This is a genomic window from Clostridium sp. ZBS15, from assembly GCF_023845705.1.
Classification (GTDB): domain Bacteria; phylum Bacillota; class Clostridia; order Clostridiales; family Clostridiaceae; genus Clostridium; species Clostridium aquiflavi.
On the sequence record NZ_JAMQHY010000035.1, the window covers coordinates 192,959 to 217,147 of the forward strand.

Genomic DNA, 24,189 nt, shown 5'->3' on the forward strand with positions numbered 1-24,189 from the left:
CTATTGCATATATCAACACGCATTTAAAACAGATCCTAATTTTAAATAATAAAAGAGAACTTTTTAATTTGTTTATCTACTTTCTAAGAATTCAGTTAACTTATTTACAGTTGACATATCTTCTCTTTCTAAGTCTGTAGGTTGTAATTTTATTCCTAGCTTTTCTTCTATTTGAAGTAACATTTCAATTATTGCTAAAGAATCTAACAATCCTGCTTCAAAAAGATCTAAATCTAAATCTTCTGCAATTTCATCATTTCCAGTAACTTCAATAAACATTTCTAATACTTTATCTTTCATAATTAATACACTTCCCTTTTATATTTAGTACAACAAATGCTACATAATTCCTTAAGCTTTATATTAAAATGTCAGCATTACTTTAAAACATGACCATTAATTTAATTTTAAATTCATTGTAATAGTATTTTCTTTATTTAAATAAATATCCAGAAAATATTAGCATACCAAAACATACTATATGAAATGTTATTACTCTCTCAGTCATTTGAAACCACTTTTCTTTTTTATGCTTTTTATAATAAGTTGATTTTCTTTGATATATATCAGTTAAAACTAATGCTGTTCCTTGATATAATCCATAAATTATATAATATATAGTTAAACCATGCCATAACCCCATTATAAACATTGTTATTATTTGTGCTACATGAGATGCTATAAATCTATTTTTAAATCTTTTCTTTCTCATTGAACTTAACACAAATCTTGAAAAAATATAATCACCAAACCATCTAGATAAAGATATATGCCATCTAGTCCAAAATTCTTTCATATCTTTACTTATAAAAGGCTTATTAAAGTTTTTCGGAGTTTTAATTCCATAGATATAACTAGTTCCAACTGCAAACAAACTATAACCTGCAAAATCAAAGAATAAATATAGAGTATATGCATACATATAATTCAAACTGTTTAATACTGTTATATTTGTAGATATTTTAAAAAGCCAATATGTATCTATTAAATACGCTAAAACAAATTTATAACCTATAGCTATAATTATTTTCTTGAATCCTGGTATTAAATATTCATTTATATATGTTTCTTTTTCTATTTTAGTATTTAAATTATCCTCAAATCTTTTCCATCTATCAATAGGTCCTGAACTTAGTGTTGGAAAAAATATTATAAAGTATATAAATGTAGTAAAATTTATTTCTGTAATTCTTCCATCATAAATTTCAATTATCATTTGGATAGCTTTAAAATTCAAGTATGATAAACCAATAAATCCAATTAATGATGAATATTTAGTAACTCCTGCTAATTTTGTTATAATAACAGGAATCATTGATAAAAATAATATTAACCAATAAATATATTTATTATCTGTTTTCTTTCTTATAAATAAATACATATAAATTAAAAATGTTTCTATTAATAAAAATATTAGAAATAAAGATAATCCTATACTTTTAGTCATTATTAATAAAATCATAAGAAATGAAACAATTATTCCATAATACTTTGGTTTAACTCCATTTAAAGCTAATATTATCGCTGGAATAAATGTTAATAATAATAAATATAAATAAAAATAATCTCCATATTGCGTTAACTTCATTATAATTCCTCCGCTAATTTCTTCCTATCAATTTTTCCGTTTATATTAGTAGGAAATTCTTTAACTATTTTTATATTTCTAGGAACCATATATGAAGGTATTAATTCACTTAGTTCTTTTTTTATCATTATTCCATTTTTTAATCCACTTAATCCATTATCTTTCTTTAATTCAATGAAAGCAGTTAAATATGCTATCTTTCCATCCTTATTTACTGGAACAACGGATGCATTCTTTACATTACTCACTTTTACTAAATTATTTTCTATATCTTCTATCTCAATCCTATATCCATTAAGTTTTATTTGAAAATCTTTCCTACCACAATAATATAACTTACCATGAACATAGTATCCTAAATCACCAGTTCTGTAAGCTCTGCATCGTTTTCCATCATACTCATCATAGTAAAATGATTTTTTTGTAATTTCTTCATTGTTAAAATATCCTTTACTTACACTAGGACCGACTATTATAATTTCTCCTTTTTCTCCATCTTTTAAACTATTACCATTTTCATCAATAATTTTAACAATTGAATTTTTCATAGGATACCCGATAGGTAAACTTCCGTCTTGTTCTAGTACTTCTTTATTCATATCATTTATACTAATTGCTACTGTTGCTTCTGTAGGACCATATCCATTTATAATTCTTGTATTTGGAAACCTATTTAAAAGCGCTTCACATAATGGCTTTGGAAGTACCTCTCCTACAAATACCATTGCTTTTAATTTGGGCAACATATTAGAATTAAAATTTATTTCAGTTATGCACATTCCAGCAAATGAAGGAGTAGATACCCATATATTAATATCTGACTTCTTAATATTGTTAAACATCTGCTTTAAATTTGAAAGAGTATTCTTTGAAAATCCATGTAGTATTTTTCCATAACATAATGCTGGATAAATTGAAGCCACTGATAAATCAAAGGAATATGCTGCTTGATTCATAAATATTTCTTCATTTTCATCTAAATTCAAATAATCTGCTATCCATTCAACAAAATTATCTAAATTGTTACTGCTTATTTGTACTCCCTTTGGCTTTCCTGTACTACCAGAAGTAAATAATATATAAGCATTTTCATCTTCTTTTACCCAATTTTCTGCTTTTACTTCTAAACCGCTATATTCATTAACTATTTCTTTAATTTCTTTTTCTTTTAAAACTAATATATTATCGAAAATATTTCCTTCACTAAAATCTATAATTATTTTAGAATTAACTTCACTAATAATTGCTTCTACTCTTTCTTGTGGATAGCTTATATCTATTGGTACATATGCTCTTCCTGATTTTAATGCTGCTATCATAACTGCCATCATTAAATTTTCCTTATTACCATAAATAATGATTGGAGTTCTATCATTATTAAATTCTTCTAATAAAAAACTTGCTACACTTTCAGATATATAATCTAACTCTTTGTATGTCATAAATTCACCATCACAAGTTAATGCAACTCTATTACTTTTTGAAAATTTCTTTATTCCTTCTAATATTTTCATTTTAACTACACCTTTCTTTAAAATTGATTATATATAAATGGAATTTCATTAAATGGTTCAAATGCTAATATTAAAATAGCAAAAATAAATATTATTGAACTTATTAAAGCAAATTTTAGTGCTTCATTATTCTTTAAAATGTTTATAAAGTTCTTCATCTACTTTAAGCCATCCTTTCCATCCTAAATGCATTACATCACACATAAAATAAGGTGTATATTCTTCATCTTTTAAATTCAAAACGTCAAAGCCTCTACCTTCAGCCATTCGTTGTACTTTATCATAAAAATTATCTCTTTCTTCTTTTTTAATTCCAATATGGTCATACCATAATCCATTAGTAGGCATTAAAATTATATATGGTCTTATTCCTAATTCATTGCAAGTGTCTAAATATAACTCATAATCTTCAAATTCTTTTGACTTCATTAAATCAACATTCTTATTTGCATCTTTTTGTGAATCTACGTTATTTTTTAAATTGTTATTATAGTAATAGTCATAAACCATAAATTCATTATTAGTTACTTTAGATTTGCCTTCTTCTTCTTCTGCTCTTTTATATTCTTCATTCCAATCAACTGCTCCACTTTTAATTGCTTTTCTTTGAGGTAAAGTTCTTAATTTTTTATATAATAATCCCTTATCTTTCAGTTTAACCATTTCTTTTCTTACTATAAAATAAGGTTTAAATGCTATATTAGCTATTTTATAAAAAAAACTATCATTAATATATATTTTAGAATATAGTCTTTCCGGTCCAAATTGAGTATTTCCGGTTAATAAACTACATATCCTTTTTGCATATTGATTTTTATTATTTTTACTTATTTTATCGTTGCTTAAAAACTCATAAAATTGTACTGGTGAAAAATTTGCTTGAAAACCTCCTGAATCTATTCCATTTTCATCTAAGAACCATTGAAGTGATAGTATTAGTGCAACTTTCTTTCCTTCCATATCTACTTGTTGTTGACTTCCTAAAATAGATATTTGATGTAAATGTTGAGAATAAGATCTTCCATTTGTAACAATTGTATCTAATCCTTTAACTGGGAAAAATATTGTAGGTAATTGTGAAACTGGAGAAGCTAACTCTGATGACCCTTGTAATACTAGTTCGTTATTTTGGGTAACGTATTCGTTAAATACCACTCCCTTGTCTTTGTATATACTTCCATATTCTTTGTCTATGCTGCTTAATTCCTTCTTGCTTAACATGTCATCTAATTCTTTATTTAAAAAACTATTTAAAGAAATAACTGTTATTAATACTATAGCAATGGGAAGTATTACGTATATAAATTTTTTTCTCACTTTGCTCCTCCTTTTTATAATTGTATCTAAAAATCTATATATATTATTGAGTAAATTTGCAATTATAAGTTTACATAATACAATTAGTATTTTATATAAATAATCATATTAATATTTTGTATAGTATTACCTATTTTAAATTAATTATTACATTAATAATTTAAAATTATTTTATAAAATTTACTTTAAATGTGTTACATTTGAAACAGATTTAAAATTCTCTATATACTATAATCAATATTATGAAATACGTAGTTTAATAAATATTCATTGTTATGGGGGTTATTTTTATGATAAGAAAAATTATTAAAATTGATGAAAATAAATGTACTGGTTGTGGACTTTGTGTTGATGCTTGCCATGAAGATGCTATTGGATTAATTGATGGTAAAGCTAAACTTTTACGTGATGATTACTGTGATGGGTTAGGTGATTGTTTACCTTCTTGTCCTACAAATGCTATTTCTTTTGAAGAAAGAGAAGCTCTAGACTACGATGAAGAAGCAGTCAAATTAAATATGGAAAATAAAAAAACATCTATACCTAAAACTTTAAATTTAAATAATAATGTAAATATACCTAAAGGTTGTCCTGGTTCTAATGCCAAAGTTATAAAACATAATGATTTAACTAATGAAAAAACAAATATTGTATCTTCTCAATTAAATCAATGGCCAGTTCAAATAAAACTTGTTTCACCTAAAGCAGAATATTTAAATGATGCTAATCTTTTAATTGCAGCAGATTGTACTGCATATGCTTATGGAGACTTTCACAATAAATTTATGAAAAATAGAATTACTTTGATAGGTTGTCCGAAATTAGATAATGTTGATTATTCTGAAAAACTAATAGAAATATTAAATTATAATGAAATAAATAGTATTACTATTGTTCGTATGGAAGTACCTTGTTGTGCTGGAATAGTTAATGCCATAAAAAAAGCACTTATGGAAAGTGGAAAAGTAATACCTTGGCAAATTGTAACCATTTCTACTTCTGGAGAAATTTTAGAATAATATCTATGAAAATAAATACGGAGCAATTAATAAAACATTAATTGCTCCGTCCAATTTGTTTATACATATATTAACATTTTACTAAAACATATCCTTGTTATTTAATCATTTGAAAATAAACTCGTTAGTTCTGTTGCTTCATTGTATATGTTTTCAACACTTTCTTGTATGCTGTTAATTTGTTCTTCCTGTTCTTCTTGTAGTGTTGTTACTTCTTCTGTATTAGCTACATATTGTTCAGTAATAGCTGTTGTACTTTCAACATTTGATTGTACATTGTCTACTAATGAATTTATTTTTTCCACTAATCCATATTCTTTATATATGTCATCTTTGATATTTTCAAACATTTTTTGCATATCTTTAAAACTAATCAAAGTAGATTCTATAATATCTTTACCTTTTTCTGCTTCTTCATCACCTTTTTTAACAGATTTAACTACCATTTCTATCTTACTTTGTATACCTAAAATAGATTCTTCTATTTCATTAGTTGTTTCTTTAGTTTTTTCAGATAAACTTCGTACTTCTTCTGCAACAACAGCAAATCCCTTACCAGCTTCCCCCGCTCTTACCGCTTCTATAGATGCATTAAGTGCTAAAAGATTAGTTTGTTCTGAAATTTCTTTTATTCCTTTAAGTACATTTATAACTTGTTTCATATTATCACTGAATTCTATTACTGTTAAATTAGCTTCACTCATTATATTTCTAATGCTATTAATATGATCACTTGCTATATTAATACTTGAAAAGTTCTCATCTGTCTTTATACTAAGATTCTTAGAGCTGTCCTCAATTTCATTTGATAATTTTAATGTTGAATTTATTTCTTCTTTAATATACTGAACAGAATTTGTAATGTCAGACATACTAGTCACTTGAACTTCTATACCTTGAATTATTTCTTCCATTGCTCTTGTTACACTTTGTGATTGATCTCTTGTACTCTTAGTACTTTCATTTAATGTATTTATTTGACTAATTATATTATTAGTAGTATTGCCTATTTTTAAAATGGCACATTTTATTTCATTTTCAGACTGAATTGAATTCTCTAATGCTTCTTTTGACCATTTAACCATAAAATATAATGTTACTTCTGATATTATTACTGCAGTAAATTGAGTTACAAATATATCTATACCTTGTCCTCTTCCTAATAAATTAAACCCTATGATAAACTGAATAAATAATATAATTACATTTAATATTATTGAATAGCCTATTATTATTTTATGATCAAAGTATAATGAACTCATTACTAAAGTGGATAAAAATAATATTATAGCAAAACCTGTTCCACCTGCTAAAATTACAAAAACTAATTCTGCTATCATTATAACAAGCGGAATTCCTATTCCACATATCAAAGAATTACTTACAAATTTTTTTATGCATATTACACATACAGTTACAAATATACAAAATATTAATGTAGTTGTCCCTCTAACTAACCCATGTAAAATATATGACTGCACTATTAATATTAAACATAAAATTAATAATAATTTAATGTTTAACAAATTTGCTCTTTCTAATTCATTTGTTCCTATTTTCATAATTCACCCTCCCCTAACCTACTTTATAAAATATAATAACATATTTATACATGCTCTTCTATTAAAACATATTTATTCTTATTTAATTTATAATCTGTGTTTATATATGCATAATTAAATCTCACCGATTAATTAAACTTAAGAATATTGAAAATGTTAATATTCTATTATTTTAGTTTTTATCCTATTAATTCCAAACATAGTATTGACAAAATTAGTATATAGCTGTATTATTGTATTATGTTATTAATACAATAATACAAGGAGTTGAAAATATGGGTTGGGAACTCAAAGATGATAGGCCAATATATTTACAGTTAATAGATCAACTGCAATTAAGAATTATTTCTGGTATATATAAAATTGGTGATAAATTACCCTCAGTAAGAGAACTTGCTAGTGAAGCATCTGTTAATCCTAATACAATGCAAAAAGCTCTTACTGAGCTTGAACGAAAAAAATTAGTATTTACACAAAGAACAAGTGGTAGATTTATTACGGAGGATATAGACTTGATTAATAAAATTAGAAATGATCTAGCTAAAAAAGAAATTGAAAGCTTTCTTAATAATATGAAAAATATAGGCTATACCGAAAATGAAATACTGAATATTATGGATGAATTTATGAAGGAGATGAAATAATGAATAATACACCTATATTAGAATGTAAAAATTTACTTAAAAATTATGGTGGAAAACAAGCCTTAAAAGGAATTGATTTAACAATTAATCGTGGTAGAATTGTTGGCCTTTTAGGACCAAATGGTAGCGGTAAAAGTACATTAATAAAACTTGCTAATTCCCTATTAACACCTACAAGCGGTGAAATATTAATTAATGGAAATAAACCTGGAGTTGAAACAAAAAAAATAGTTTCTTATTTACCAGAAAGAACTTATTTAAATGATTGGATGAAAGTATCTGACATCATAAATTTATTTAAGGATTTTTATAAAGATTTCAATTCTGATAAAGCTTATGATATGTTAAAAAATTTAAATATTAATCCTAATGACAAATTAAAAACTATGTCTAAAGGTACAAAAGAAAAAGTACAACTTATTTTAGTAATGAGTAGAGATGCTGAACTTTACTTTTTAGATGAACCAATAGCCGGTGTTGACCCTGCTGCTAGAGATTATATCTTAAACACTATTATTAATAATTATAATGAAAATGCAACTGTAATTATATCTACACATTTAATATCAGATATTGAACAAGTATTAGATGATGTTGTATTTATATCTTATGGTGAAATATACTTGACAAAAAGTGTTGATGAAATTAGAGAAGAACATGGAAAAAGTGTTGATGCTTTATTTAGGGAGGTATTTAAATGTTAGGAAAATTAATGAAATATGAGACAAAAGCAACTGGAAGAGTATTGCTTCCGCTTTATGCTGCACTTTTAATATTTGCACTAATTAATAAAATTTTTATGAATAATGATTTTTCTGTTCTTAATACAGATACTTTAGGAGGAATTCCAGCTGTCCTTAGTGTATTTGCTTATGGATGTACTATGGCTGCAGTATTTATAGTAACATTTTTTATAATTGTACAAAGATTTTATAAAAATATTCTTGGTGATGAAGGTTATTTAATGCATACATTGCCTGTAGCACCTTGGCAAAATATATGTAGTAAACTTTTAGTTGCTGTTATGTGGACTATCGTAAGTGGTATTGTGGCAATAATTTCAGTATTAATTTTAGCATTTAATTCTAATGCACTTAATCCAAATTTCTTTAAAGATTTATGCACTGCTTTTTCATCTGTTTATCAATATTGGGGTGTAAGTGGTTATATGGTTGGTTTAGAATTTATAATTGCCGCATTAATTCAAATGGCTATGGGTATTATTATGATCTATGCTTCTATTTCAATAGGTCACTTATTTAATAAGAGAAAAATATTGTCTTCTTTTGGAGCATTTATAGTTTTAAATCTTATTATGAATGCCATTCTTTCTACTATATCTATTGTTTTTTCAGATAAGGTTTCTAATTCTATGATTTCATGGAATATATCTTCAATAAATCAATTGCACGGAATTTTTATTACTGCTATAGTTATTAACATCATCTTCTTCATATGTTATTTCTTAATAACTAATTACATCATAAAAAATAAATTAAATTTAGAATAATTGCATTATATAAAAAATAGTTGAGATTTTAATCTCAACTATTTTTATTTACTATTAAATTTATTTATATCTCTATTTTTTACTCACTAATTGTTGGTAGCGCGCTTAAATTATTTGATTCATTTTGATCTGGTAAACTCCTAAGATATTCTTCTCCTTTTCTGGAAACACTAACTGATACACCAGCTATTTTCCCATCTTTGGCCATTTTCACTCCTTCTTCTTTAGATATTCTTTGACCATTTGAAAGTTCATATCCTGTTATTTCCCCTGAACTTTTTATTACAGCTGATATTAATTGTGAATTACTGTTAGGTGTAGTAACTTCTTTAGTAATATTAGTTGGTACTCCCCCTAACATTCCTTCATTATTATTCATAAAATCACACCTCCTATAATATTATGATGTTATTTTATCCTAATAATATATTTTAATTCACAAGAAAAATTTTCAATTTTTTTCTTATTACTATATTTAATAAATACTTTTAAATTAAGTTTATTATTACTACTCTTACGGAAAGATTTTTTATTAATAGATTCCATTTTCATATTATTATGAAACTACAATTAGCAATTAAGAAACATAAAATATTTATTATATTACTATATCTTATATAATTTAAGTACCGTTTTAACTTTAATAATAATACTATACAGTAACAGCAATAAATATTTGAGGTGAATATAGTATGAATCCATTATTAAGTATGATATTTAGTGCATTATTTCCTAATAGTCCACTAGCTGGTATGATGAATACTATGGGTGGTAATCCTATGATGGGAAACAATCCTATGATGGGCGGAAATCAAATGATGGGAAACAATCCTATGATGAATGGTAATCCTATGATGAATATGTTTGGCGGTGGAAATAACAACCAAGCTCAAGGAATGGGTGGTAACCCACTTTTAAACATGCTTATGGGCGGAATGAATCCTAATATGATGAATAATTCTAATATGAACAATAATCCTATTATGAATATGCTTATGGGAAATCAAAATAATGGTGGTAATCCATTTAATGGTATGAATAATATGAATAACATGAATAATATGAATAGAAATAATATGAACAACATGAATAGAAATATGAATAATAATAACAATTCCAAGCATAAAAGATAATGGAACACCAAAATGAGCCTTAAAACATTAAGGCTCATTTTGATTAATACATAAGTTTAATATTCTCATATTACTTTTTACAAAATATAACTTATTATAATACTATACTCAGTATTCTTGGATTCATTTCAACTATTACTATAGAAATCCAAATTCATTTTATAAAGTTTAGAAAAAAGTTTAAATAGTTATAAAAAGCAAGCAAAAACGATATTTCTGAAAATATTAAGACTGAATTATTAAAAAATAATGTTACAATAAAAACTGTTTCTATAAATTAAATTCTTTCTTTAAATTAATCAAAGACTATACCTTAAGTTTATTTCTTAACAGGTATAGTCTTTTTTATTATTTAGCCGCTATTACTTCCACTTCACATAATACATTTTTAGGTAATTCTTTTACTGCAACACAAGAACGTGCAGGGTTGCTAATAAAGTATTTTGCATAAACTTCATTAAACCTAGAAAAATCACTCATATTAGCAAGAAAACAAGTTGTTTTTATAACGTTAGAAAAATCAAGATGATTATCTTCTAATATAGCACTAATGTTTTTCATAACTTGAGTAGCTTGATCTTCAATATATTTTCCAATAACTTCTCCACTTGATGGATCTAACGGAATTTGTCCTGATGTAAATAATAAATCTCCAAAACTTACAGCTTGAGAATACGGACCTATTGCTGCCGGCGCTTTATCTGTCTTTGTAACTTTTAACATTTTAAATTCCCCCAATAATAATTGTATTTTTTATAATTTTTAAAAACATATTGCATATTGCTTTAATAGATATTTTAATACATACCAAACTTAAAATCTACTAGCATTTTTCAATATTTTTCTGAAAATCCATCACAAAATTTTCATTTTCTTGTTTCAATAACAAAATATATTCCTTCATTTAAAATAATTTTTAACACAACTCATAATTAAGTGCATTATTGCTATATATTATAGTAATGATAAAACAATTTATACTTAGGAGGGACTCATAATGTTTCAGATGTATTTTTATTATAAATTATATTTCCTATTGTCAATTCCCTTTATAGTACTACTTGCAACATTATTTCATTACACATATAAATTAAGTAATAATTCTTTATTAGTTGGTTTATTTACTCCTGTTAATGAAAGTATCTGGGAGCACTTAAAACTTGCTGTATATCCTACAATAATTTGGTATATTATATCCTATATTATTTTCAATGATATAATATTAGATTGGAAAAAATGGTTTTGTTCTTGCACAATTTCAATGATAATTTCTTCAATTACAATAATTATTTTTTATTATACTTATACTGGTGCTCTAGGAATTCACTCTTTAGTTTTAGACATCTTCTCATTAGTCCTAGGAGTATCTATCGGACAATACATTGGATTTAAAGTTTATGCTAATTATGATCTAAGTAATAATTATCTATATTCTAGTCTTTTCTTTATTACTATATTTTTATTTACTCTATTTACATTTATTCAACCTAAAATACCTCTTTTTATTGATTCAACTACTGGAGAATATGGAATTCACTAATATAATTTGTAAAATATTTAATTTATTTCTTCATCATTACTATGAGCGAAGCAAACAAACCATTAAGTGCTGGTGAAGTTGAAAAGCTTTCTGGATTAGATCGTAAAGATATTGATAAAGCTTTTAAAGAATTAAAAAAAGAAGAATTAATAGTTTCACCAGTTCGTTGCAAATGGGAACCTGCTAATAAATAAAAAATATATCCCTAGGAATTTATCCTAAGGATATATTTTTTTGATTGTGCCTTAAGTTTTAAATCTATCATAATTATTTGGTATTTAAAACTAATTCTTTTATATTATCTACAATATTGTTTACCACTGACATGATCTCTTCTTTATTTCTATTTCCTGATAGAAGTTTATCTAAATTTTCTTCGAAATTTTTAGGTAAATCTTTACAAGAACTTAAACATATTGAAATTAATCTTTTTTCTCCTGGATGTTGTAATTCATTAACTGCAAAAATTATATCAAAATAACTAGCTAGAAATTCTGTAATTCTATGATTAATACTAACTATGTCTCCTCTAATTATTGCTTTTTCTATTTGCATAGAAAATGAAGGAATATATCCATCTAATAGTTTTAAATTCTTCTCTATAATATTTTTTCTTAATTCTTTAGGATATTTAATATTATATTTATCTTTTAATTTTTGTAGCTTATTATTTCTATCATATAAAACTACACATTGATTTACATTTGACCACATACAAGTTGTGTATCCATTATATGCATTGCCATCTAAAACTACTGATTTTAATTCTTTATCAAAGTCATCCATACTACGATAAATAATTTCAATAATTATTCCATCATTTAAATAACAATCATCTTCTGCTTCCCAATAAGTATTATTTAATTCTATATACTTGCAATATTTGTCTAATATATTTTTTCTAATTTTCTTAGATAAGTCAGAATTTAAATAAACATATAGATCATAATCTGAATTGCTATCATTTAATTTAGTAGCTCTTGATCCTCCAAGTGCAATACTTTCTACTTCAGGTCTTTTACTAAAGTCTTCAATTAAATTTTTAATTTTCTCCATGTTGCTTTCCCCCATATATACTCATATAAATATACTCTATTATTAATAAAATCTATTTTATGCTTATTTATATTCTTAATTTTAGATAATTATTTTAATATCTGAATCTCTTTTAAATATGCGTTGATATATGCAATAGGTCAAAGTGGCATTGTAATTGGACTTTGAGAATCGTTAAGTGAGAGTCAAAAATCAACACTTTGCTAAAACAGACCCTAATACTTAAACAAAACAGAACAAGCTGTTCTAGTAGCTGCAATAGACCAGAATACTACATAATCCCCTCTTTTAATTTTTCCACTCTTTATTCCATCATGAAATGCCATAAGAGGTGAGCTTGTCCCTGTATATCCAAACTTATCGCCTACAAAAATAACTTTTTCTGGATCTAATCTTAAACCATCTATGCATCCATTTATTATAGGAAGTGCAAATTGTGAAAGACAAAAGGCACTTATATCTGATACCTCTAAATTATTATCTTTTAATAATTTATTAATAGAATTTATTGCTATATGAACTACATCATCATCACATTCTGTCCATCCAAATTTCATATCATCATAAGATGTGGTATCCTTATAATATGAAGATGAACCACATTCTGGATACATTACAGAACTATATTTTCTACTGTCAGTAAAATAATCAGAATCAATAAATCCACAATCTTCATCAGTTTTTTCTAAAATCATTGCACATCCTGCATCTGCAAACATTGGATAACACAATTCATCGTTTCTTTTCATATGAATTGAAGCATAGTCTGAACCTATTATTAATGCTCTTTTAAGTTTATTATTTTGAATTAATTGTCTTGATGCTGTATCAAGTGTTACTAACATACCAAGGCAATTTACATTTAAATCCATTACTATGGTATCACTTTTTCCTTTTATGGCATTATGTACTATTAATGCTTGAGTTGGACATATATATTCTGGAAATTGACTTGAAAATATAATTAAATCTATATCTTCTCCTGTAAGATTTGCACTTTCTAATGCTTTTAATGAAGCCTTAATTCCCATGCTAAGTGTTGTATCAGTATCATTATCTACTATTCTTCTTTCTTTTCTGCCGAAAGCTTCTAATAATCTATTTATATCTTTTCCTTGTTCCTTAAAATGATTTATATAAAATTCATTCTTTACAATATTTTCTGGATATTCTGTTTCTATAGCTCTTATCTTTATATTCATATTCATTTCTCCTATAATCATTTTTTTAATAATAATAATTTATATAAAAAATTTTAATTATTAAATGTTGTTTACTTATGATAAATACTTGTCTGTAAAATATTACCATCATATATTATGATAATCTACATTTCGCCTTATGTCAACCATATTTACTTAAATTATACTATTTTTGAATTTTATTCTATATTTTCTTTGTTTTTTGATATTTTTTACCAAATGATTTAATTTTTTATAAAACTAAAAAGATGATTTCTATATAATTTAGAAATCATCTTTGATGCTATAACTTAATTTAATTCTGTATAATTTATACTTAACTAAAAATAAGACTTAAGTCCTACTTTCTGCAAAATTTAAGCCTTATTTTAATCAATTTTAGAAACAATATTATTTATATTATGAATTAACTATTTCTCCACCATTGATGTGTATTGTTTGCCCTGTAATATATGATGCACATTCACAAGCTAAAAAAATATATGCTCCAGCACATTCTACAGGTTGACCCGCTCTTCCCATAGGGGTGTCTGATCCAAAAGTCGATACCTTATTTGCATCAAAACTAGAGGGTATAAGTGGGGTCCAAATAGGACCTGGAGCAACAGCATTTACTCTTATTCCAGTTTTACGTTTTGCAAGTGAAAGTGCTAATGATCTTGTAAATGCAGTTATAGCACCCTTTGTCATAGAGTAATCTATTAAAGTTTCATTTCCTTTAAAAGCCACAACTGAAGCTGTATTTATTATACAACTTCCTTGTCTCAAATGTTTTAATGCAGCTCTTGTCATATAAAATGTTCCATATGCATTAACTTTAAAAGTTCTGTCAAATTGTTCATCAGATATATTTTTTATATCTTGGCACTCATATTGAACTGCTGCATTATTTACTAATATATCTAATTTTCCATACTCATCAATAGTTCTTTTAACTACGTCATTACAAAAGTCTGCTTTTCCAATATCACCATTTATAATAATGCATTTTCTTCCTACATTTTCTATAAGTTTTTTAGTCTCTTCTGCATCTCTGTTTTCATTATAATAAACGATTACTATATCTGCGCCCTGTTTAGCATAAGCTACTGCTACTGCTCTTCCTATTCCACTATCTCCACCTGTAATTATTGCAACTTTATTATTTAATAAGTCACCTTTTTTATTATATTGTTGATCATAATATATTGGAATTGGATTCATTTCATATTCAAATCCTGGATGTTGATTTTGATGTTGTGCTGGAAATGAATTAGGGAAATTCATATTAACTCCTCCTTAGTTATCTATTTAATATTAAATAGTATTTCCTAACACATAAAAAATATTTATTTCATCTTATATCTAAGGCTATGTTTTAAAACAGTGTTGATATTGTAGTATAAAGCTCATGGACAGAATATAATTTTTCTGACTTTAACTGCTAAATTGACTAATATAATTATTAAATGTTATTAAGTATTTTGTTTCCTTTTCTAATAATTCATTTTCAATAAACCCTACTTTTTTAAATACTTTGCTTGATCTATAATTTTCTTTATGAATTTTAGCTACCACTTTTTTAACTCTGTATTTTAAGAATGCCTCACTTAAAGCTTTTTTTACTGCTATTGTGCCTATTCCCTGACCCCATTTTTTCTTATCTCCAATAGCAACAACTATTTCTGCACTGTTATTATTACCTTTAGTAACAATTTTTAAATAACCAATAGATTTATTTTTATGTTCTATCATATAAAATGGACCATTATTATTAAAATACTGAGTCATTATAGGTAATGTTGAGTTGTTAGCCAAATTATCTAAGCTATTGGTTATTCCATCTTTTTCGTTTAGAAATTTAGATACTTCTTCATCCTTCAACCATTTTGCAATATCAAAAACATCTTCTCTATAAATCTCATGTTGGAGATTTATATCTGAATATAACATTATACTATCCCTCCAAATAATTCTAATAACCTTAGTAGATTGTACCAATTATATAATCAAATAGTAAAATGTTGTAATTTTTGTAATATGTTATTATATGAGAATATCCTATTTTTTCTCGATTTAAATAAGTTTTTTCCCAATTTATTGGTAGCTGTAATTAAATTCAATTTAATTACTTTTAATAGCATTTAATTGAATTTAATTACATTTTTAAGACTGCTCTTTAATTCTTCTTTCATCTATACTAAATAATACAATAGCACATATTAATACAACTACTGAGATCCAAACGGATTTAACTCCAATTTTTAAAGTTGACACTCCGCCTAAACATGCACCTATTAAAAATGATATTATAATTATACAATAACGAATTGATTTTATAGTATAAGTACTATCCTTTTTTCTAAAAGCCATATATGCAGCTTGCGAAGCACTTCTCAAATTTCCAGTACACATAGTTGTACTATATGGAGAATCAACTAATTTTCGAAATGAAGATATTTGAACTGATGAAACAAATGATATAGTTGTAGTTACAAATATATCCGGAATTGTAGGTGGTATAAATCCTACAATAAAAAGCACTAACATCTCAATTATTAAAATAGTACGATGACTATCTACCACTCTAATACAGGATTCAAATTCTTTTATTGTTTCTGCAACAATAACTCCTATTATAAATGCTAAAATAGGTAAAAATGCCATGATAGCTCCTTTTAAGTTTCCTTTTGTTACTTCTACTCCTACTAAAACAATATTACCTGTTTCTGCATTTGCAAAAACTCCACCTCTACAAACAAAAGTATAAGCATCAAGGAATCCCCCAACAATGGCTAAAAGCATTCCTAAATGTACTGATTCAGAAGTGCTAACATTTTTGTTTTTACACATATTAATATTCATATCTTTAGTAAACAATTTTAAATCTCCCCCTTTTGTACAACAGAACAAAATCGCTAAGGCGACTTTGGAGCCGTCGATTTTTTTAGCCATGCGCCCTTTCCAAACGCAGTGCAGGAATAATGGTGCGGCATATGATTATTTTTTATTCTTTAGGGGTACTCATAATACCTTTAAAACACATTATTAAAAAATTTATCCACAAATTTTTTAATAATATAAATTCCTAAAGAATAAAAAATATATCATCAAAGCTTAAATAGCAATGATGATATATTTATAAAGATAGTTCTACTTTTTATTTGGTTCTTTATATTCTACACCTTTAGTATCAACAGTAATTGATTCAATAATCACATCATCTTCAGGAATATCTTTTGATTTAGTCTTAACATTTACTATTTTTTCAAGAACATCCAAACCTGATATCACCTCACCAAAAGCAGCATATTCTCCATCAAGATGTGGTGCATCTGCAGTCATTATAAAAAACTGACTTCCTGCGCTATTAGGATTTTGGGTTCTTGCCATAGATAGTACACCTTTTGTATGTTTTAATCCATTTGGAATACCATTTGAGCTAAACTCTCCTTCAATTGAGTAACCCGGCCCCCCAGTTCCATCTCCATTAGGATCTCCACCTTGAATCATAAAGTCTTTAATTATTCGATGGAATTTAAGGTTATTGTAAAAACCTTTATTAGCTAAATTTATAAAATTATTTACTGTATTAGGAGCAGTTTCTGGATATAACACAGCGTCAATAACTCCATAATCTTTAACTTTTATAGTTGCTAATGGTAAATTTTCAATTCCCTCTGGCGAATTAATGTGAACCTCTTCTGCTGTAGAATTTGATTCTGAAGTCTGTTTTGTATCATTATCTTTAAGGTTTCCACAACCAACTCCGCCTAAAGAACTAATAAAAACTAATAATAAAATCAACTTGGTATACTTCTTTATACTTTTTATACTCATCAAATTTCGCCACCCTACAATTAAAATTTAATACTATAAGTATAACATAATTTATTTATTTTTATATACTTATACTAATACCATCGTTATAAATTGTAACTTGATTTTTTCCATTTTCTTTTGATTTATACAATGCTCTATCAGCTTTTTCAATTAATTCTTTTAAATTTGTCCCATCATAAGGATAAGAGACAATTCCTATACTTGCTGAAACATTAACTTTTTGCCCATTTTTCCCCATATAAGTTTCTTCTAATATTATGGATAACTTCTTTATCTTTTCCTTTATCATTAAAATAGATGAATTCTCTTCAAATACACAAAACTCATCTCCTCCAAATCTAGCATTGATATTAATTTCTTTATCAAAGATACTATTAATTTTTTTTGCAACATCTCTCAAAACTTCGTCTCCACTTATATGACCTAAACAATCATTTACTAATTTAAAATTATCAATATCTATAAAAACTAATATGCTTTCATTATTTTCATTATTCTTTATTCTTTCCTCTACTTTATTAAAAAACGTTAACTTATTATATAAATCAGTAAGTTGATCACGTTCTGACTTTACTTTAAGTATATTTCGTTCTCTCACTTCATCATCAATATCTGTAATTCTACCAATTATGCGAACAATCTTATTATTTCTATAAATATAACTTAGTATTAATTCACACCATAAGTAATATCCATCACTTTTTCTTATTCTTATCTTCTTTATTATTGATTGTTTTTCCATATTTTCAATATTAGGTATAATATTTTTTATTATAGATATGTCTTCTGTGTAAATCTTAGAATCTTTTAACTTGTTTATGTCTAGTTCTCTTGATGTTAATTTCCATCCAAATTTTTCTTTGAACTTTGATGAAGTTATTACCTTTCCATTAATTAAATCAAAATCAAATATAATATCATTCAACTGCTCTATTACAATTAAATATTTTTCTCTTTCTAATTCTAATTCTTTCATAAACTTTCGTTGTTCTTTAATATTAACTAAAAAACAATACAATGCATCTAATAATGAAATAGACATAAAAATTAAAATAATAATCAATATTTTCTTATGATTATTTATAAAATCTTGTAAATAATATATCACTCCATTCATATCATTTTTTAATAAATAAATACTTTTCATTCTCTATCATCCTCTAGCATTAATTAAGTTTACAATTTATTTTTATCATAATACTTTATTAAAATAAAAAATTATAATAATATCTTAAATAGTTATTAGTAATTTTTTATTTTTACTTATGTAGAAAATTTTTATCCCTATAATTTCAAAATTATCTTTTTATACTTTTATTAAGAGAATCCCAATTGTTTAATACACATTTTGCAATTTTTTCATCATACATTATTCCAATATTTTTTTCTATTTCTAATTTACAGGCACTTAATTTTAAACTATTTCTATACGCTCTTTTGCTTAACATAGCATCAATAGAATCACATATTGAAATAATTCTAGCTCCTAATGGAATCTGATTTTCTTTTAATCCCTTTGGATATCCATTACCATCAACACGTTCATGATGATATAATATAATTTCACTTATCTTTGCTAATTTTTTTGAACTGCTTAAAATTTTTGCACCGATGGCTGGATGTTGTTTTATTACATTCCATTCTTCTTCGCTTAATTTACTTTTTTTATTTAATATATTATCTGGAATTCCAATTTTACCTATATCATGAACATGCCCAGCAATATGTATTATTTCTCTATCTTCAGTACTTAAATTTAAAAATTTACAAACTTCACATGCCATGTCACCAACTCTCATTGAATGCTTCGCAGTATAACTATCTTTTGCATCCAGTGCAAACACAATGCTTTCGATAAGATCATGACAAATTAATTCATGATTATTAAATATACATTCCATTCTTAAACTCCTCTATAAAATATTTTTAATTATATAAAAACTCAAATATTATCATGTAATATAAAATTTAATTACCTAAATTCTTTATAGTAATAATATACCACTAAGGGGCTTACTTGACAATGATTATCATTTGTATTATCATATTTGTAAATAAGTTGTTCAACTTTTACTTATTATAAATATATTGTTTTATTTTGCTATACAAAAATAAAGATAGACATTATTTTGAATATATAACATCTATCTCTATCATTAATTTAGATTATATTTTAAAATCAGTTTTTGTTTTAAATATGTGTTGATATTAAGATACTGCTAAAGCAAAACCTTAAATTAAATATATTCTAAATCTTAAATTTAGAAATTTCTTTTTTTAATTTTTGAGCATTTTCTTGTGATTTTAATGCATTTTCTAAAACATTATTAGACTTATCATTGACTTGTAAAATACTACTTGCAATATCTGTAGTACCTCCAGCCCCTTCATTTGCTGCTTGTGAAACTCCATCTATTGTTTTAAGCACTTCGTGTAAAGATGCTAAAAGTTCCTCTGAGTTTGAACTAAAATCAGTTACAAGATTGTCAACAAACTCGGCATCCTTGCTATATTTATCTGCTACATCTAGCATGTTTTTATAATCACCAATAACCTCTACAGCCATAAATTTTAATAATTTATCTGAACTACTAGAAAGATTTCCAACTGCATTTGTTACTTTTCCTGTTATATTTTTAATTTCTATTACGGTATCTTTTGATTGCTCTGCAAGTTTTCTTATTTCTTCAGCAACAACTGAAAATCCTTTTCCAGCTTCTCCTGCTCTTGCAGCTTCTATAGCAGCATTAAGCGCAAGAAGATTAGTTTGTGATGTTATTTGCATTATTGATTCAGAAAGTACATTTATCTCTTCAACAACTTTTGATTCTTGTATTGCTTCTTCTAATTCTACTTTTGTACTTTTAAATAACTCAGTTGACTTTTTCTCTGAAGCTTGTACATTCATTTTAGTATCTACTGCTCTATTACTTATCTCTCCTGCTTTAATAGCTCCCTCTTGAGATTTTTGCGAAATAGACTTAACCACTTCTTCTATCTCTTGCGATGTTGCTAACATTTCCTCAGATGAAGCTGCTGTTTCTTCCATATTTGCAGCAAGTTCTTCTGTAGTTGCTGATACTTCCTCTATGTCTGAGTTTAAATTTGTAACATTATCTTTAATAAGTTCTACAACATCTTCTATATTATTAGAACTTTCATTAACAGTTCTAATAATCGCTCTTAAATTTTGTATAAATTTATTTAAACTTATTGAAAGATCTTTTATTTCATCTTCTGAATTTATTTCTATTTCTTGCGTTAAATCTCCGCCTCTTTCTGCTAATGAATCTAATTCTGATTTTAAAACATTTAACGGCTTTCTTATAGCATTAATAATAATAGTTCCAAACATTATACTTAATACACTTAATACTGCTATTATTATTATATTTATTTTAATAGACTCATTATATTCTTTATCACCTTGTAAACTAGCATTTTCAGTCATTTTTTTATTAAGATCTGCTAATTTTATTAAAGAAGATGATGCTTTATTAAAAGCTTCTCTTAAATCCTGATTCATTATATTCATTGCTTCTTGTATTTTTAATTCTTTACTTAAAGCAATAACTTGATTATGTAATCCTAAGTATTTGTTCCATTCTTCTTTAACAATATTAAATAATTCTTTATCTTCTTCTCCATATATAGTTTTTGAATAAATGTCTAATTTTTTCTGTATTTCTTTCTCTTTTTCTTCCATAGCTTTTTCTTTTTCTTCCATAATTTCTGGAGTTGTTGCAACTATATGACTATACTCAAGTAATCTAAAATCTGATGTCATTGTATTTAATTCTTCTGAACATATCATTGCTGGGATAAAATCTTGTGCTATGATTGTTGATTGTTTATTTACATTATTTAAAGTTTTTATTGAATAAATACCCATAAATATAATTGTAATTACAAAAATAGCTACGAGAAAAATCAATTTGTTTTTTATTGTTTTTAACATATCTTTAGCTCCTTACTATTTATAAATAAAATTTTAATACCTTATATGTATTTTCGTCTATATTTTTGCAAAATTAAATAAAATTGTATTTTTAATATAATTTAATTTTACAAAATTGTATTTTTTTATTTTATTCAGTTGTAAAATTATTCAATCACTTTTGCACTATTATAGTATTATATATTATTTGTTAAAATTTTAAAACGAATTTTGATCATTTAGTCGCTTTTTGTAGTTTTTCACCTCTTATATTGTTTATCTGTTAATATTTAAAGCATTTTATATAAATAATAATTATCAAATGATATATTTTATAGAATTATCTAATCTCTAAAATAGTTATTATAAATTAAATTCAAATATTCAAAATACTAAATATCCACTACCCAAGCATTATTTTTAGCAAATAGTTGTGGAATAAACTTATCTAAAAACATTTAAGAATAAAAACAAAGGCAGACATCATATAATTGAACTGCCCCCTTTATAATAGACAGTTAAAATAATAAAACCATCTATTATAAAGAGAGCATATCAAACATTTAATGTCTACCCTTATAATTATTTAATCTATATTCTAAAATTAAGTATATTCTAAACCTTAAATTTAGAAATTTCTTCTTTTAGTTTTTGAGCATTTTCTTGTGATCTTAATGCATTCTCTAAAACATCATTAGATTTATCGTTAACCTGTAATATACTACTTGCAATATCCGTAGTACCACCTGCTCCCTCACCAGCTGCTTGTGCTACTCCATCTATAGTTCTAATTACATCTTGTAGTGATGCTAAAAGTTCCTCTGAACTTGAACTAAAATCTGCTACAAGATTATCAACAAAGTCAGCATCTTTACTGTATTTATCTGCTACATCTAACATATTCTTATAATCACTATCTACTTCTACAGACATAAATTTTAATAATTTATTTGAACTGTTTGAAAGATTTTTAACTGCATCTGTTACTTTTCCTGTTATATTTTTAATTTCTATTACTGTGTCTTTTGATTGTTCTGCAAGTTTTCTTATTTCTTCTGCGACAACTGAAAATCCTTTTCCTGCTTCTCCAGCTCTTGCAGCTTCTATAGCAGCATTAAGTGCTAGAAGATTAGTTTGTGATGTTATTTGCATTATTGACTCAGAAAGTACATTTATTTGTTCAACAACTTTTGATGATTGTATAGCTTCTTCTAATTCTACTTTTGTATTTGCAAATATTTCATTTGTTTTTTCTTGAGAAGCTTGTACATATATCTTAGTATCCTCTGCTCTTTTATTTATCTCTCCCGCTTTAATTGCTCCCTCTTGAGACTTTTGCGCAATAGAGTTTACTGCTTGTTCTATTTCATGTGATGTTGCTAACATTTCTTCAGCTGAAGCTGCTGTTTCTTCCATGTTTGCAGCAAGTTGTTCTGTTGTTGCTGAAACTTCTTCTATGTCCGAATTTAAATTTGTAACATTACCTTTTATAATATCTACAACATTTTCTATATCATCCGAACTTTCATTAACAGTTCTAATAATTTCTCTTAAATTTTGTATGAATTTATTTAAACTCTTGGCTAAATCACTTATTTCATCCTCAGAATTAATTTTTATTTCTTGAGTTAAATCCCCTCCTCTTTCTGATAAAGAATCTAATTCAACTTTTAAAATATTTAATGGTCTTCTTATAGACTTAATAATAAGTGCTCCAAAAATTGCACTTGCTATACTTAATATTACTATTATAATAATATTTATTTTCACAGTAGCACTATATTGTTTGTCACCATTTAAACTTTCTTGTTCAGACATTTTTACATTAAGATCAGCTAATTTCACTAAAGCAGAAGATGCTTTATCAAAAGCTTCTTTTGATTCATTATTCATTATATTCATTACTTCTTCTGTTTTTAATTCTCTACTTAAAGTAATTACTTGTTTATTTAATTCTAAGTATTTATTCCACTCTTCTTTAATACTATTAAATAATACCTTATCATCTTCTGTTCCTATAGTTTCTGAGTAAAGATCTAATTTTTTTTGTATTTCTGCATTCTTTTGTTCCATAGCTTTTTCTTTTTCTTGCATCGTTTCTGGACTTGTTGCAATAATATGATCATATTCAAGAAGCCTAAAATCTGATGTCATAGTATTTAATTCTTCTGAATATATAATTGCTGGAACCCATTCTTGTGCAATAACTGTTGATTTTTGATTTACAACATCTAAAGTTCTTACTGAATAAATACCCATAGATATAATAGTAATTACAAAAATAGTTACAAGAAAAATCAGTTTATTTTTTATTGTTTTTAACATTCCCCTATCCCCTTACTATA

Annotated in this window: 25 protein-coding genes; 7 read left to right on the forward strand and 18 right to left on the reverse strand. The window is 25.7% G+C overall.

Going from position 1 to position 24,189, the window contains the following annotated elements:
- Nucleotides 1-72: 72 nt before the first annotated feature.
- The 5 genes from dltC to dltD all read right to left on the reverse strand — a co-directional run bounded on the left by dltC (nt 73) and on the right by dltD (nt 4,419).
- A complete protein-coding gene (gene dltC, locus NG904_RS11050) occupies nt 73-300 on the reverse strand; it encodes a D-alanine--poly(phosphoribitol) ligase subunit DltC (RefSeq protein ID WP_003374498.1) in 228 nt (75 codons plus the stop codon).
- Between the two features lie 133 nt (nt 301-433).
- A complete protein-coding gene (dltB, locus tag NG904_RS11055) occupies nt 434-1,588 on the reverse strand; it encodes a D-alanyl-lipoteichoic acid biosynthesis protein DltB (protein WP_252224589.1) in 1,155 nt (384 codons plus the stop codon).
- The gene (dltA, locus tag NG904_RS11060; RefSeq protein ID WP_252231654.1) at nt 1,588-3,102 is read right to left on the reverse strand and encodes a D-alanine--poly(phosphoribitol) ligase subunit DltA; all 1,515 of its coding nucleotides are present in this window, start codon (nt 3,100-3,102) and stop codon (nt 1,588-1,590) included. Before dltA ends, dltB begins: the two co-directional genes overlap by 1 nt.
- A gap of 17 nt (nt 3,103-3,119) precedes the next feature.
- Nucleotides 3,120-3,260, reverse strand: coding sequence for a hypothetical protein (locus NG904_RS11065; protein WP_252231655.1), 141 nt, complete (start codon nt 3,258-3,260; stop codon nt 3,120-3,122).
- Nucleotides 3,229-4,419, reverse strand: coding sequence for a D-alanyl-lipoteichoic acid biosynthesis protein DltD (gene dltD / locus NG904_RS11070; protein WP_252231656.1), 1,191 nt, complete (start codon nt 4,417-4,419; stop codon nt 3,229-3,231). The genes NG904_RS11065 and dltD overlap by 32 nt, the downstream gene beginning before the upstream one ends.
- Nucleotides 4,420-4,709: 290 nt before the next feature.
- On the opposite strand from dltD, the gene NG904_RS11075 reads away from it, so the two are divergent.
- Nucleotides 4,710-5,438, forward strand: coding sequence for an ATP-binding protein (locus NG904_RS11075; protein ID WP_252231657.1), 729 nt, complete (start codon nt 4,710-4,712; stop codon nt 5,436-5,438).
- 101 nt (nt 5,439-5,539) lie between these two features.
- On the opposite strand, the gene NG904_RS11080 is transcribed toward NG904_RS11075, so the two are convergent.
- Nucleotides 5,540-7,000, reverse strand: coding sequence for a methyl-accepting chemotaxis protein (locus NG904_RS11080; RefSeq protein ID WP_252231658.1), 1,461 nt, complete (start codon nt 6,998-7,000; stop codon nt 5,540-5,542).
- A 275-nt stretch (nt 7,001-7,275) separates the two neighbouring features.
- On the opposite strand from NG904_RS11080, the gene NG904_RS11085 reads away from it, so the two are divergent.
- Genes NG904_RS11085 through NG904_RS11095 form a run of 3 tightly spaced genes read left to right on the forward strand, consistent with a single transcriptional unit; the run spans nt 7,276 to nt 9,154 of the window.
- Nucleotides 7,276-7,644, forward strand: coding sequence for a GntR family transcriptional regulator (locus NG904_RS11085; RefSeq protein ID WP_252214689.1), 369 nt, complete (start codon nt 7,276-7,278; stop codon nt 7,642-7,644).
- Nucleotides 7,644-8,348, forward strand: coding sequence for an ABC transporter ATP-binding protein (locus NG904_RS11090; RefSeq protein WP_252214686.1), 705 nt, complete (start codon nt 7,644-7,646; stop codon nt 8,346-8,348). The genes NG904_RS11085 and NG904_RS11090 overlap by 1 nt, the downstream gene beginning before the upstream one ends.
- On the forward strand, nt 8,342-9,154 hold the full coding sequence (locus NG904_RS11095) for an ABC transporter permease (protein WP_252231659.1): 813 nt from the start codon (nt 8,342-8,344) through the stop codon (nt 9,152-9,154). Before NG904_RS11090 ends, NG904_RS11095 begins: the two co-directional genes overlap by 7 nt.
- 79 nt (nt 9,155-9,233) lie before the next feature.
- On the opposite strand, the gene NG904_RS11100 is transcribed toward NG904_RS11095, so the two are convergent.
- Nucleotides 9,234-9,533 (reverse strand): DUF3892 domain-containing protein, encoded by a 300-nt coding sequence (locus tag NG904_RS11100; protein WP_252231660.1) that lies wholly within the window; start codon nt 9,531-9,533, stop codon nt 9,234-9,236.
- A 313-nt stretch (nt 9,534-9,846) separates the two neighbouring features.
- On the opposite strand from NG904_RS11100, the gene NG904_RS11105 reads away from it, so the two are divergent.
- Nucleotides 9,847-10,287 carry a hypothetical protein gene (locus NG904_RS11105; protein WP_252231661.1) on the forward strand — a complete coding sequence of 147 codons (441 nt, stop codon included), beginning with the start codon at nt 9,847-9,849 and terminating at the stop codon, nt 10,285-10,287.
- Nucleotides 10,288-10,635: 348 nt separating this feature from the next.
- On the opposite strand, the gene NG904_RS11110 is transcribed toward NG904_RS11105, so the two are convergent.
- Entirely contained in the window at nt 10,636-11,010 is a 375-nt protein-coding gene (locus NG904_RS11110; protein ID WP_252231662.1) for a RidA family protein, read from the reverse strand.
- Nucleotides 11,011-11,284: 274 nt separating this feature from the next.
- On the opposite strand from NG904_RS11110, the gene NG904_RS11115 reads away from it, so the two are divergent.
- Nucleotides 11,285-11,827, forward strand: coding sequence for a DUF6512 family protein (locus NG904_RS11115; RefSeq protein ID WP_252231663.1), 543 nt, complete (start codon nt 11,285-11,287; stop codon nt 11,825-11,827).
- A 41-nt stretch (nt 11,828-11,868) separates the two neighbouring features.
- Complete coding sequence (locus NG904_RS11120) at nt 11,869-12,021, forward strand: transcriptional regulator (protein ID WP_252231664.1); 153 nt, start codon at nt 11,869-11,871, stop codon at nt 12,019-12,021.
- 73 nt (nt 12,022-12,094) lie between these two features.
- Here NG904_RS11120 and NG904_RS11125 read toward each other — a convergent pair whose 3' ends face one another.
- From NG904_RS11125 to NG904_RS11170, 10 genes are all read right to left on the reverse strand, one after another.
- Nucleotides 12,095-12,883 (reverse strand): nucleotidyltransferase domain-containing protein, encoded by a 789-nt coding sequence (locus tag NG904_RS11125; RefSeq protein WP_252231665.1) that lies wholly within the window; start codon nt 12,881-12,883, stop codon nt 12,095-12,097.
- 215 nt (nt 12,884-13,098) lie between these two features.
- Nucleotides 13,099-14,085, reverse strand: coding sequence for a ketoacyl-ACP synthase III (locus NG904_RS11130; protein ID WP_252231666.1), 987 nt, complete (start codon nt 14,083-14,085; stop codon nt 13,099-13,101).
- 399 nt (nt 14,086-14,484) lie between these two features.
- The gene (locus tag NG904_RS11135; RefSeq protein ID WP_252231667.1) at nt 14,485-15,351 is read right to left on the reverse strand and encodes an SDR family oxidoreductase; all 867 of its coding nucleotides are present in this window, start codon (nt 15,349-15,351) and stop codon (nt 14,485-14,487) included.
- A 150-nt stretch (nt 15,352-15,501) separates the two neighbouring features.
- Nucleotides 15,502-16,017, reverse strand: coding sequence for a GNAT family N-acetyltransferase (locus NG904_RS11140; protein ID WP_252231668.1), 516 nt, complete (start codon nt 16,015-16,017; stop codon nt 15,502-15,504).
- 213 nt (nt 16,018-16,230) lie between these two features.
- Complete coding sequence (locus NG904_RS11145) at nt 16,231-16,944, reverse strand: YoaK family protein (RefSeq protein WP_252231669.1); 714 nt, start codon at nt 16,942-16,944, stop codon at nt 16,231-16,233.
- 273 nt (nt 16,945-17,217) lie between these two features.
- Nucleotides 17,218-17,904, reverse strand: a complete 687-nt coding sequence (locus NG904_RS11150; RefSeq protein WP_252231670.1) for a peptidylprolyl isomerase — start codon at nt 17,902-17,904, stop codon at nt 17,218-17,220.
- 61 nt (nt 17,905-17,965) lie between these two features.
- Entirely contained in the window at nt 17,966-19,054 is a 1,089-nt protein-coding gene (locus NG904_RS11155; protein WP_252231671.1) for a sensor domain-containing diguanylate cyclase, read from the reverse strand.
- A gap of 151 nt (nt 19,055-19,205) precedes the next feature.
- Nucleotides 19,206-19,808 carry an HD-GYP domain-containing protein gene (locus tag NG904_RS11160; RefSeq protein ID WP_252214653.1) on the reverse strand — a complete coding sequence of 201 codons (603 nt, stop codon included), beginning with the start codon at nt 19,806-19,808 and terminating at the stop codon, nt 19,206-19,208.
- A gap of 347 nt (nt 19,809-20,155) precedes the next feature.
- Nucleotides 20,156-21,865, reverse strand: a complete 1,710-nt coding sequence (locus NG904_RS11165; RefSeq protein ID WP_252231672.1) for a methyl-accepting chemotaxis protein — start codon at nt 21,863-21,865, stop codon at nt 20,156-20,158.
- Between the two features lie 594 nt (nt 21,866-22,459).
- Nucleotides 22,460-24,169: a methyl-accepting chemotaxis protein gene (locus tag NG904_RS11170; RefSeq protein ID WP_252231673.1), complete on the reverse strand. Its 1,710-nt coding sequence runs from the start codon at nt 24,167-24,169 to the stop codon at nt 22,460-22,462.
- Nucleotides 24,170-24,189 lie beyond the last annotated feature (20 nt).